At 64.4% G+C, this 12,469-nt stretch carries 11 protein-coding genes; all 11 read right to left on the minus strand.

Features of this window, described 5'->3' with window-relative positions:
* Positions 1-3 precede the first annotated feature (3 nt).
* Positions 4-1,245 carry an EAL and HDOD domain-containing protein gene (locus ACVDHI_RS14450; RefSeq protein WP_323881491.1) on the minus strand — a complete coding sequence of 414 codons (1,242 nt, stop codon included), beginning with the start codon at positions 1,243-1,245 and terminating at the stop codon, positions 4-6.
* 116 nt (positions 1,246-1,361) lie between these two features.
* Positions 1,362-2,618: an outer membrane protein transport protein gene (locus ACVDHI_RS14455; protein ID WP_447212196.1), complete on the minus strand. Its 1,257-nt coding sequence runs from the start codon at positions 2,616-2,618 to the stop codon at positions 1,362-1,364.
* Positions 2,619-2,870: 252 nt separating this feature from the next.
* Entirely contained in the window at positions 2,871-4,142 is a 1,272-nt protein-coding gene (locus ACVDHI_RS14460; RefSeq protein WP_039039109.1) for an outer membrane protein transport protein, read from the minus strand.
* Positions 4,143-4,550: 408 nt separating this feature from the next.
* Positions 4,551-5,294, minus strand: a complete 744-nt coding sequence (locus ACVDHI_RS14465; protein ID WP_045524819.1) for a DUF3379 domain-containing protein — start codon at positions 5,292-5,294, stop codon at positions 4,551-4,553.
* Positions 5,287-5,877 carry a sigma-70 family RNA polymerase sigma factor gene (locus ACVDHI_RS14470; RefSeq protein WP_447212197.1) on the minus strand — a complete coding sequence of 197 codons (591 nt, stop codon included), beginning with the start codon at positions 5,875-5,877 and terminating at the stop codon, positions 5,287-5,289. The genes ACVDHI_RS14465 and ACVDHI_RS14470 overlap by 8 nt, the downstream gene beginning before the upstream one ends.
* Before the next feature lie 30 nt (positions 5,878-5,907).
* A complete protein-coding gene (locus ACVDHI_RS14475) occupies positions 5,908-7,443 on the minus strand; it encodes a hypothetical protein (protein WP_447212230.1) in 1,536 nt (511 codons plus the stop codon).
* Positions 7,444-7,448: 5 nt separating this feature from the next.
* Positions 7,449-8,909, minus strand: a complete 1,461-nt coding sequence (locus ACVDHI_RS14480; RefSeq protein WP_447212198.1) for a vWA domain-containing protein — start codon at positions 8,907-8,909, stop codon at positions 7,449-7,451.
* A gap of 21 nt (positions 8,910-8,930) precedes the next feature.
* The gene (locus ACVDHI_RS14485; RefSeq protein WP_045524821.1) at positions 8,931-9,893 is read right to left on the minus strand and encodes a VWA domain-containing protein; all 963 of its coding nucleotides are present in this window, start codon (positions 9,891-9,893) and stop codon (positions 8,931-8,933) included.
* Positions 9,890-10,447 (minus strand): DUF4381 family protein, encoded by a 558-nt coding sequence (locus ACVDHI_RS14490; RefSeq protein ID WP_447212199.1) that lies wholly within the window; start codon positions 10,445-10,447, stop codon positions 9,890-9,892. Before ACVDHI_RS14490 ends, ACVDHI_RS14485 begins: the two co-directional genes overlap by 4 nt.
* On the minus strand, positions 10,432-11,322 hold the full coding sequence (locus tag ACVDHI_RS14495) for a DUF58 domain-containing protein (RefSeq protein ID WP_447212200.1): 891 nt from the start codon (positions 11,320-11,322) through the stop codon (positions 10,432-10,434). The genes ACVDHI_RS14490 and ACVDHI_RS14495 overlap by 16 nt, the downstream gene beginning before the upstream one ends.
* A 28-nt stretch (positions 11,323-11,350) precedes the next feature.
* The gene (locus ACVDHI_RS14500) at positions 11,351-12,301 is read right to left on the minus strand and encodes an AAA family ATPase (protein WP_151027840.1); all 951 of its coding nucleotides are present in this window, start codon (positions 12,299-12,301) and stop codon (positions 11,351-11,353) included.
* Positions 12,302-12,469 lie beyond the last annotated feature (168 nt).

Genomic DNA, 12,469 nt, shown 5'->3' on the forward strand with positions numbered 1-12,469 from the left:
TTGTCATGTCTGGCGGGAGTGGACCGGTTGCTCTTCCATGGCATGAAGCTGCTGGTTGACCCAGGCGGTGGCGCTCAGATAGAGGTGGCTGACCTTCTCTTCGTTGAGGCCGAGCCGGACGGTGTTGGCGGCGACCCGCTGCCAGTCGGCTTTCTCTAAATCTTCACAGAACGCGAGGTAGAACCCGAGCTTGCCCTTGCGGGTGAGCAGGGCGGCACGAATGTCGTCGGTCAGGGGAATGGAGCCGAGCAGTTGATCCAGCGGTTCGCCCATGAGCACGTCCAGTAGGGAGAAGAGGCCGGTGACAAAGGCTTGCTGTGCCTGCTCTGCGGGCGCATGGGTCTGGGCCAGCAGTTCGCAGAACCGGGCTCTGATGAGGGACATCTGGTGGAGTTCGGCACTCTTTTCACTCCCCGCACTAGTGGCGGCGATCAGGGCGACGAAGCGCTTGAGCTGGGCGTGCCCCAGGGAACTTGCGGCCTGGCGAAACGAGGCGATGGGCTGGGGGAAGCGCTTGAGGTGGTTGATGTAGCGCAACAGCTTGAGGGAGAGGGTGAGATCCTGATTGAGCAGCTGCTCAATCCTGTCCAGATCCGGTTCGGTCTGATTGACCACCTCGAGCAGCTGCATCACCACCAGCTGGGCCGGCGGTATGGTGGGTTGTTGCACCATCTGGGGGCGGCTGAAGAAAAATCCCTGGAACAGGGTAACGCCGAGCTGCTTCATCCGCTCGAACTCGGCCTGATCCTCGACTTTCTCGGCCAGATAGGTGAGGGGCAAGTGGCGATGATTCGCCATGAAGTGTTCGATGCAGGGTTGCGGCGTGCTGCGCAGGTCGAACTTGATGATATGGATGTAGGGGAGGAACCTGTCCCAGTCTGAGACCATGGTGAAGTCATCCAGCGCCAACCGATAGCCCAGCCCATAGAGCTGGATCACTTTCTCCAGCAGCGCATCGTCGGGCTCGGCATCCTCCAGGATCTCGATCACCACCTTGTCCCGTGGTAGGCACTCGGCCAATCCGTCCAGCAACAGGGAGTGGGGGAAATTGATGTAGCAGGGGTGATCCCCGATGAGCTGATCGATGTTCTGCTGCAAGAACTGCTCGGCAACCAGCCTGGAAGTGGCCTGCTGTGCGGAGACGGAGGGAAATACATTGTCCAGGCTGTCGCGAAACAGCAGCTCATAGGCTTGGGTGTTCAACTCCCGATCCAGAATGGGCTGCCTTGCTACATAGGAATACATGCATCTCTCCAGCATGGTTACAGGCTTGATTCTATGGTGAAGCGGATCACTATGCCAGTGCCGACCGGTCGGGAAGGTCAACAACTGGCATACTATTTGTCAGGAAACCCGGGGTGTCAGAACAGGTAGTTGAGCTGCAGGCCGGCGAGCCAGGCATCCCCTTCCGAGGTGCCATTGAAGGTGGAGGTGGTCTGCGGGATGCCGGGCCTGAGTTGCATGGTTTCGCTCACGTCCACCTTCTTGCCGTCGATCAGGGTCAGCCCCAGATCCAGCGAGAGGTGGCGGTCAATCTGGTAGCCCACGCCAGCGCTGTACCAGACCCGATCCGAGTCGGGGATGGAGATGGTGCGGCGATCCGCCGGGACCGGGCTGCGGTCGTAGGCGATACCGGAGCGCAGTTGCCACTGGGGGGCCAGCTGGTAAGTCATCCCCAGGGCATAGCGCCAACTGTCTTCCCAGTGCTCCTCCTTGATGTGCATGGTGCCGTGGTGGTCGAGCTCGGATTCGAGCTGCACGAATTTGCTCCAGTTGGTCCAGTTGATGCTCGAATGCAGCGCCAGGGCCGGGGTGAGTTGATGGAACAGAGCCAGCTCGGCGGTGGCGGGCAAGGGCAGATCCAGGCTGCCAGTATCGATGAAGGGCTGGCCCCTTTGATCGATGCCGATGGCGTCACCGGAGAGGGTCAGGGTTACGTCGTGGCGATAGGAGAGACCGATGCGGGTTGCCTGCGACAACTCAAGCAGGGTGCCCAGGTTCCAGCCCATGGCCCAGCCATCCCCTTTCAGGTGCTTGGCTATCTGGTTGTTGGAGGGGAAGGTGCCACCCACTTCCCCTTCCCCCTGAATGGCGGAGAGACCGGCCCCGACGGACCAGACGCGGTTGATGCGATAGGCCAGGGAGGCCCCCAGATCCACTGTCTTGATGTCGGAGACGTTGCCGAAGTGACCGGCGTTGTAGTTGTCCGGCATCTTGACCCCGAGTCCGTAATAGGAGGTGGCGGCAAGCCCGAGGCGCCATTGCTCGCTGAGGGGCACGATGAGATAGGCGTTGGGCACCCAGGCGTCACCCGCAATGTCGTGGGCTCCGGCATCCAGACTGACCGGCCCCTGAGTGGTAGGCACCCGGGTGGTGCCCTCTATGTTGACGTCGGGGTGCACGTGGATAACGCCGCCGGAGAAGGCCAGGGTATCGAACCGGGTCATGGCGGCGGCATTGCGGGAGAGCACGCTGGCATTGTCGGCGATGGCGGCCTCACCCGCGAAGGCACGCCCCATGCCGGTGGCGGATTGCTCCGCGAGCTGGAAGCCGGCAGCCTGCACCTGGCTCGACAGCAGCAAGAGGGCTATAAGGGAGGGTTTGAACGTCGGATGCATGGTCTTTCCTCGGGATGAACTGGGTGTTCATTCTGTTATTCGGTTGGGGCCGGGATTTTATATGGTATGACCAGCAAGGCAACGGGGAGAGGGGAACGTGGGGCAAAACGGGATTAAATGCTGAAAGAAATACCCATAACAGCTTGATAAAAAAAAGAAAAGAGTACAGTTGTTTACTACAGCTGTGCGCTCAATTGGCGAAATTGGATAAAAAAAGAGCGCCCTGGGGCGCTCTCGATGATGACGTGAAAATCAGAATTTCATGTTGAACTGGGCGGAAGCCAGCAGGGCGTTGCCGTGAGAGGTGCCCTTCCAGCGCAGCGCATCGCTGTGGTTGCGCAGGCCTTCGTTCACGTCTACTTCCTTGCCGTCCAGATAGGCCATGCCGAAGTCGAGGCTCATGTCCGGATTGATGTGGTAGGTGGCACCGGCGCTGTACCAGATACGGTCGGAGTCAGGAATGCTCAGGCTGCGGTATTCCGGCTCGATGGGGCTGTTGTCGTAGGCGAAGCCGATACGGGCTTCCCAGGACGGGTTGACGTACCAGGTACCGCCCAGGGCGTAACGGGCAGAGTCCTTGAACTTCTCGTCTTTTTGCAGGCACACACCGCCGGCGCAGTTGCTGCTGGTGGCCTTGAGCTCCTGGAAGGCGCTCCAGTCGGTCCAGTTCACGGAGTAGTGGACAGCGAATTGCTGGTTCAGGCGGTGGTAGCCTGCGAACTCGGCCTGGGCCGGCAGATCCAGCTTCAGGTTGCCATCGACGACGCGATTGCCGGAGGTGGCGCCCTGGAAGTCGCCGTCAAAGCTCAAGTCCACCTGGGAGCGGTAGGTCAGGGCGAGACGGTTGTTTTCGTTGATCTCGTACAGGGTGCCGACGTTCCAGCCAAAGCCCCAGGTGTCGCCCTTCAGGTGAGCCAGACGGGTATCGGAGTTGGCGCCCGGAATGGCGGCGGAAAGCGCACCGGCATAACGGTTCAGCTCGGCGGCGGCGTAGACGGCATTGATGCCGGCACCGACGCTGAAGCTGGAGTTGATGCGATAGGCGATGTTGGGGTTGATGTTGAAGGTCAGGAGCTCGGTGTCACCGGCGCCGGCACCGGCCGCGAAGGTCTTGGAATATTCGGTGGAGAGGCCGTAGTTGGAGAAGAGGCCGATCCCCCAGGCCCACTGATCATTCAGGGGCTGGATGAAGTAGGTGGCCGGCACGAAGGCATCGGGGGCGATGTCGCTCTCGCTGGACGGAGCCAGCTTGGTGGGGCCGGCATAGATGTCGCCAGCCACATCCACGTCGGGCTTGATATAGGTGCCGGATACAGACAGTGCCATCTTGTCGAAGGTGGTCATGGCCGCCGGGTTGCGGGACAGCACGGCCGCGTTGTCGGCGATGGCTGCTTCACCTGCGTAGGCGCGACCCAGACCGGAGGCCGAGTGCTCGTTCAGCTGGAACGCGGCGGCGAAGGTCTGGGTGCTGGCCAGGGTCACGGCCGCAGCGATCAGGCTTTTCTTGAAAAAGGCAGTTGTCATAGTGTTCTCTCTTTGTAAGCAGATTTTCTGTCGACATCGCGGCTCTTTGGCGGCTATTGACGACATGATCTGTTGTTATGTCAGCTTCTTCCCATTCATTGCTGGCGTGATTCTATGGATCTGGTAGGAGGTAAGAAATCAGACCAGTGACAGCAGAATACATAAAAGTTTCCATTGTGTTAATCATTTGTTTTAACTTGCCGTTTTATTAGGCTGATTTATCTATTATTGGATAAATAAAGCACAAATGGTGCCGTTTGCGTCATTTAAAATAAATGGTAGAAATGTGACTTCGCGCGGGCAATGGGCGGGAACATGCGGGGATATGGGGATGAACAGGCAGACAATGAGGATGTCTGCCTGTGATGTGGCTGAGGCGGAGGACGAGTCAGCCTGGGTCAAGGTCTGTTAAATGGACCAGTGCAGGCGTGACTCAAGCTGGCGGGCAACCGGGGCGAGGGGCTCCTGCATGTCTCCGATGAGCACCATGTTGGCCCCCTTGAGCGGCAGTATCTCCCCCTTGAGGGTCCCGTCTGCAAAATCGGACTGGATCGTCAGTGGCAGATGCTTGGGGACGAGGAACAGGGTGACCGGTCCCATCTTGCCCTGCAGCACCATGTGCAGGGCCGGTCCCTGATAGAAGGCGCAGTGGTTGACATAGGTTACCTTCATGCCCGGCATCTCGCTCAGGGTGGCGCCATATTTCTCCATTTTCGCGTTGATGGTGTGCAGGCTGACCCGCTCATCCACCGCATGAATGAAGGGCTCTTCCCCATAAACGTGGGACATGGCGACCTGAGCCAGCGACAGGGTGTCCGGTGCCACAGGCCAGCTGATCCAGCGGGTGCTCATGCCGAGCAGGAAGGCGACCGAGGCCGCGATGGCCAGAGCGCGCCACTGCGTGCGTGCAGGAGTGACGGGCAGCGAGACCACCTGCTCCTCTTCGGCTGCCATCGCCTGCCTGAGCAGGATCCGCTCCGCAAGACCGGCCGGTACGTCCACTTCCAGAGTGCTGCGCACCTGGCGCTCGAGCTGCTGCATCTCGTCCAGATGCTTGCGATTGGCCGGTGACGCCTCGGCGGCTTTCAGGAAGGCGGGATCCCTGTCCGAGGGGTGAGTGATGGCCCGGCGGCGAAATTCAAGCTCATCCATTGGTGTGTCCTCTCTGTTGTTTCGCAGACTCTATGGCCTCTTTTATCTGGTTGCGGGCGCGAAACAGCCTTGTCATGACGGTGTTCTTGTTCAGGCCGAGTTGCTCGGCGATCTCCTCCCCGCTGAATCCCCCCAGTACCTGCAGCAGCAGCGGCTCCTGATACTCGGCAGGCAGGCGGGCGATGTGGCGCCTGAGCCATTCGTGCTCCATCTCCTGCTCGCTTGGCAGGACACCCTGATCCCGCAGGGGGTGCTCGTCGAGGTCGACAAGATCGAACTGCTTTCGCTCAAAGCGGCGGGCATTCTCCCGCCGCAATATGGTGATGAGCCACGCCTTGGCAGCCTTGTCGTCCAGCAGGGTATCTATCGCCTTCCAGGCGCGCAGGAAAGTCTCCTGCACCAGATCCTCGGCGATTTGCGGATCCCGGCACAACCAGTAGGCGTAGCGGTAGATGTCCCCGTGCAGGGCGTGCACCAGGGCTTCGTACTTGGTTTGTTTGTCTGCCATCTCTCCATAGACCGGAGAAGCGGAGGGATCCTTTCCCGTGTAGGCCCTTTTTCTTCTGAAAAAACCTAACGCCATAAAGGGGTGTCCTGTTTCATGAGGGGCGCATCATGCACGCATCCACGCCAGTATTCGAAGACCATAGGCTATCGTAAAGCTCTCCCAGGTGCACAGCGCCCTGGCGAGCGCCAGTCTGGGCAGGTGTTCGCCAGGGGCGAGTACGGGGGCAAAACAGGCCCGATCCAGGCTGTCCAGCAGTGCTCCCATGGCGGGGTCGCGGTGACAGGGCAGCCTGGTCAGATGCAGACAGGGGGCGTCCCAGCGCAGGACGGCCCAGGTCAGCAGGGTTTCCCTGGCCTCGTCAGGAGAGCCCGTGGCGAGGGCCCGTTGCAGGCGATAGAAGGCGTGCCAGCGCGGCCAGCGGCGCATGAATGCCCGCAGCAGGATGGCCACGAGCACCCAATAGAGATACTGGGTCCCCGGTGTGGGGGAGGCGGGAGTAGCGCTCTCCCTTGCCGTGAACACCAGAGGATGTGCGGGCAGGTGCGCCTCCTCGATGCGACCGCTTTGGGTGTTGAACCAGCGCAGGGTCTGGGGGGGCAGCACATAGCGCCCCGCCTCGTCGGCGGTCAGGGCCTGGCGCCACTGGCGCTCGAAGCGAAGCGCCCCCTCGGCCACGAATCGCTCCTGCTGCTGCTCGCCGTCCGGCTTCATGGAGAGGCCGGCGGGCAGGGGCGGGGCCGGCAAGGGGGGCAGGCGGTTGCCATCCCCCCCTTCCATCACCAGGGTGAGGGTGCGGATCACCGGCTCACCCACCCTGGCCTGCGCCGGGCTGAACTGCTGGCGCAACACCAGGCTGCTCGCCACCGGCTCCAGGGGGGCCTTGTCCACCTTGATGAAGAGGGTCGCCGCCCTGGCGGACAGCAGATCCCCCGCGTTGCCTGGCGCGGTCGCACCGGCCTGGTCCTGGTGCGGCAACCGCCCCTGAAAGCGGGGGGATTCGACGGGATGGAGCCCGGGCCCTTTGGCCTGCAGCAGCCATTTTCGCGTGAGACGCCCGGGCAGGCCGGGGCTGGCGGGAGAATCCCAGCGATCCTCGCCAAGGCGGCGAATGGTAAAGGCCGGGGTGATGGGCTCGCCGAGGTTGGGGGCCTCCAGGTTGGCAGGCAGCCAGAGGGTCAGCTCATAGATGAAGGGCTGGCCGGGGTAGAGATTCCCCTCATGGAGCACCCGGGCCTGCAGCTCGACCGGAGAGAATACCGGGTCTTGTGTCGGCATCAGGGTGCCGTCCAGGGAACGTGTCGGCACCACCAGGGAGGGGGTGAGATCGGCGCCAAGGGGCAGGGAGGGCACCTGGCGCGGGCTGGTATCGAGCAGGTGCAGGGGGATCTGCCAGCGGGTCAGGCTGCGGCTCTGGGCACTGACCCGCTGGATGCTGACCCGCCCGACCGCAAACTGGCGCAGCAGCGGTTGCAGGTTGAGATCCTCATCGCGGTACATCCCGTCGGCCTCGATGATGAGCAGCCAGTCGCGCTCGCTCGCCCCCGGCAACAGCTCGGCCTCGGCAGGAGCGGCCTGCACCCGCATGGCGCACAGGGCGAGCAGCAGCCACCAGCCGATCCGGGGGGAGAGCAAGCGCAGCACGAGGATCACCAGGGCTCCTCCACCTTGATCAGGGGGCGGCGCAGGGCCTCCTTGCGAAGACGCTGCTCCAGCAGCAGCACGGGGGGCGCCGGGGGGCGGGGAGCCTCTGAGGCGCGGGCGGGGTCGGGAGTGTCGGCCTGCTCCGGGGCATTTGCCGAGGGCGCCGACTGCGGCGGGTTGGCCCGCAGCAGGGCCAGGTTGTGCAAGGCATCCCTGTGCCTAGGTTCAAGGCGAAGGGCGCTCAGATAGGCCTGCTCCGCGGCGGCAAGATCCCCGAGCCAGACCAGGGCATTGCCCCTGTTGTAGTGGGCGGTGGCGCTGTTTGCCCTGCCATAGGCGGCGACGGCCCTGGCGTAATCCCCGGCTCTATACCAGGCGTTGCCTTGCCAGACCGGATCCTGGAAGGTGTTGGCCGCTTCCCGATAGTGTCCCTGGCGATAAGCCTGCCAGCCTGCTTCATCTTGTCGGGAGGCCGCCTGCAGGGAAGGGGGCGCGAAGCCAATGACGAGGATCACCAGCAGCCAGTGGGCGCCGATCCGCGCCAGCAGCGCCAGGGGGAGCAAGGGGATAAGCAGCCAGGGGCCGAGATCCCGGGATTGCCCCTGCGTCAGGGCCTGGCCCATGGGCAGGGGGGCAAAGCGGGGCAGGCCGGAATCAAGCCAGGCCAGCCTGCCTCCAGTGCTGGCGGCAAGGGCGGTCATGGCCTCCTCGTCGGGCGCAGGCAAGGTGTGGCCGATCGGGCTGCCGAGCTGCCAGCGCTCGGCAGCCACGCCGGGCAGCCAGGTCTCCTTGCCCCTGCTGGCCAGCAGGATGTCGAGCCGCGGGGCCGAGCCTGCCTTGCAGAACAGGTCGTTGAGGCAGGGCCAGAGGGCGGCGATGCGATCGCGCGCTGTCCCGGAGAGGCCGTCAGTCACGAGCAGCAGACGGGCGGACTGGCCCGGCGGGATCAGGGTGAGGGCCAGGGCCACGGCGCGCTCGGGGGCGCTGCCCTGGACAGGCATGATGGCCGGGCGCAGGTCCGGCAGCAGCAGGGCGATGGCCTGATGATCCCGGGTGGGAGGCATGGCGAGGTAGGCATCCCCGGCAAACAGGATGAGGGCGATGGGATGGGGCGCATCCTGCCGCGCTATGTCGGCCAGCATCTCCTGCAATCCCAGCCTCACCCGGGTTGCCCGGTCCGGCGCCAGATCCTGTGCCAGCATGGAGTCGGAGAGATCCAGCAACCAGATATCGAGGGCCGGGCTCGGCATGGGGAGACTCTGCTGGCGCAGGGCGGGGCCCGAGAGCGCCAGGATCACCGGCAGACAGGCAAGCCAGCGCCAGGGGATGGCCCGATGGCGGCTCGGCAGCAGATAGGTCTGCATGGCCGGGGAGAGCAAGCCGGGATCGCGGCGGCGGCGCCACCCCTGCCACAGCCAGGGGAGCAGGGCCAGCAACCAGAGGGGGCGCAGCAAGATCAGCTCCATGGTGCCACCGTCATGACCTGCCTACTCATGGGATGGCCTGTGTGACAGGGGGATGTGCCAGCGGGCTGGCCAGCAGAGCAGCAGCCAGGCCAGGGCCAGTGGCCAGGGGTAGAGCTCCTGGTGGGGCCGAGAGAGGGTCTGGGGCCGGGCGAGGGGCTCCAGGGTGTCGATGGCCTGGTTGATGGCGGCGAGATCGCCCCGGTTGCGGGCGCGAAAATAGCGGCCTCCTCCCAGCGTCGCCAGCTGCTGCAACAGGGCTTCATCCAGCTCGGCACTGGGATCGGCGTCCCCTGCGGGCCCGGCGAAGGTGTCGGGGTCGGCGCCCACCCCCAGGGTATAGAGACGGATGCCGGCTTTGGCGGCGAGCCTGGCCTCGGTCAGGGGATCCGCATTGCCCGAGGTATTGCGCCCGTCCGTCACCAGCAGCAGGGCGGTGGGGCGGGTGGGGTCGGCGTGCTGGCGTGCCAGCAGGATGGCTTCCCCCAGGGCCGTGGTGCGCCCCACCAGATCGAAATCGAGCTCCCTGGCCAGGGTGAGCAGGGCCCCGGTCTCCTGGGTGAGGGGGGAGAGCAGATAGGCGTGATCGGCAAAGACGACGAGGGCGATGCGATCCCCCGGGCGGGAGGCGACAAGGTTGCTTATCTGCTGGCGCACCGCGGCAAGCCTGTCCGTTTGCTCTCCGTCATCCAGCATGTCCTGGGTGCGCATGCTGTCGGAGAGATCCACCGCCAGGATGAGGTCACGGCTGCTCTGGTAGTGAATGATCGGGGGCTCCTGCCACTGGGGGCGGCACAGGGCCAGTACCAGGGCGCACCAGCAGAGCATCATGCGCCACAAGGGCTGCCCCGCCTGGGGCTGGAGCAGGGGAAAACCTCCGTGAACGAGCCGGTTTCCTCCCTTGCGCCCCTTCATGGGAGGCAGGCCGAAGCGCACCAGCAGCGGCAGGGCGAGGGCGAGGGAAAACCAGGGCCAGGCGAGGATCATCGCGTACCCTCCGGGGGAGGTGCCCCTCGCTTGCTTGCCGGGAATCGCGGCGCACTGACGCAGCGTCGCCCCCAGGCGAGATAGGCGAGGCGCAATCTTTTGCGCTGCGCCTCATCGGGCACTCTGCCCCCATAGAGCCAGAGTGGCCACTGGGCGGCAAACCGGGAAAAATCGCTCCCCCCCTTGCTGTCCAGCCAGGCGAGCCAGGCCTTCCCTTGCAGGGGGGCCGCCTCGGGCCAGCGGGCCATGGCCGCTTCTCGCAGGGCATCCTGCAGCCTGGGGACGAGATCGTCTGCCTGCCAGTCTATCCGGAGTGCCCAGTGGCGCTGGCGCAAGAGGGTGAGGGCCGTCATGGCGATCAGGCAAGCGGCGATCGCCGCGATCAGCAGCCCACCGAGGGCCATCAGGCGAGGATCCTGTGCAGGCTCGAGAGCGGGGCCTTGGTGGATGTCGCGCAGCTCGGCACGAATGGCTTGCAAGGCCTCGCTGGACGAGGGCTGGCGATATGCATCCGGTGCGGGCACGCCCTGCTCCCCCCTCAAAACAGACGGCATCCGCCCTCCTGCCACTGGCGTTGCAGGGTGGCGCCGTTGTCGAGGCGATAGAGGCGCGTCACCAGGGGCAGCAACTGCTGGCGACAGGCCTCGGCCTGTTCGTCGGCCGCCCTCTGGTAGCGGGCGCGAAAGCGGGGGTCTTCTCCCGCGAGCCAACCGCTGTGTCTGCCTGCCTGCACTGCCAGCAGCCCCTGCTCGGGCAGAGCGGCTTCCAGGGGATCGCGGATCTGCCAGTAGTGGATATCGTGGCGCAGGCGAAGGCGTTGCAACTGCTGGCAGAGTGCCTGGTCCGGTACCTGGTGATGGCTTATCAGGGTCAATCTGGCCCCGTGGGGCAGGGTGAGTCGTGCCAGGGTCTGGGCCAGCGTCCTAGGCGGGGGGGCGCGATCCAGCCCTGCCTCGTAATGGCGGCAGAGCGCTTCCAGCAGAGGCATGAGAGAGCCGCGCTGGTGCTCTGTGTGGGGGACTGCGCCCTGGCAGATCAAGGTATTGGCCTGTTTCTCCCCCTGCCAGAACAGGGCTGCGGCCAGCTCGCAGCCAAGGCGGGCCTTGAGCTGGGCGCGGGAGCCAAAGTACATGGCAGGTGAGAGATCCAGCAGCAACCAGTGGGCCTGATCCTGCTCTTCCCCGTAGAGGCGGGTGTGGGGGCGGCGGAGGCGGGCGGTGACCCGCCAGTCGATGTGACGCACCTCGTCACCGGCCTGATAGAGGCGAAGCTCCCTGAAATGCAGCCCGGGCTGGCGCCCGATACGCCCCTGGGCCGCCTGATGAATACGGGCACGCTCGCCCTGGCGCGTCCAGAGGCGCACCGCCAGCAGCCGCTCGAGGGTGAGGGCGATGTCGGGGTGATCCCGGGGCTCGGCGACGGGGGTCATGGCGATAGGGCTGCCTGTGGGGGTCGGCTCAGGGGCATGGAATGGCATCCAGCAGCAGGGCGATGAGCGCCTCGCTATCGAGGTTGTCCGCCAGCGCCTGATAACTCGGGATGAGGCGGTGGCGCAGCACGGCAGGCGCCAGTTGCTGGATGTCTTCGGGCAATACGAAGTCGCGCCCGGCGAGCCAGGCCCGGGCCCGTGCGGCTCTTGCGAGGCCGATGCTGGCCCTGGGGCTGGCTCCCACCGCGACCAGGGGGTCTAACTCGGGGCACAGGCCGCTGCCGGGACGGGTGGCGCACACCAGTTGCACCAGATAGTGCTCGAGGCGCCCCTGCATCTGTACCCCTTGAACGGCGGTGCGGGCTTCCAGCAGGTCGGACTGGCTCAGGGTGACCGGCGGCGTCGGCAGGGCGTCGCCGCGAGCGTTGAGCTGGAGGATGGCCAGTTCCATGGCGGGGCTGGGGTAATCCACCAGCAGTTTGAGCAAGAAGCGATCGAGCTGGGCCTCCGGCAGGGGATAGGTCCCTTCCTGCTCGATGGGGTTCTGGGTGGCGGCGACCATGAAGAGGGAGGGCAGGCGCCAGCTCTTCTTGCCCACGGTGATCTGGTGCTCGGCCATTGCCTCCAGCAAGGCGGACTGCACCTTGGCCGGCGCCCGGTTGATCTCGTCCGCCAGCACCAGGTGGTTGAACAGGGGGCCGGGTTGAAACACGAAGCTCGCATCCTGGGGATGGAAGACCTCGCTGCCGGTGAGATCGGCAGGGAGCAGATCCGGGGTGAACTGGATACGGGCAAAGCGCCCCTCCACGGCACCGGCCAGCGCCTTGACCGCCCGGGTCTTGGCAAGACCGGGGGCCCCCTCGATCAGCACATGTCCTTCACATAACAGGGCGATCAGCAACCCCTCGATGAGGGGGCCCTGTCCCAGGATCTGGCTGCCCAGATAGTCTCCAAGTGCTCTGAACTCGGCCGCTGCCATGCGATAAACCCGTTGTTTTTATGGAAGTTGATCTTTTTATACCCCAGTTGGCTCACAAGGGCGAGGGAGGGTGGCAAGATGGGGACAATTTAGTTTCAATCAGCCGTATGAAAGTTGTGATTGGATTGTTAAGATGTGGCGCAATGAGGTCAGACCTCTGCCTTTTTA

Source organism: Aeromonas sp. 25-248, assembly GCF_053005425.1.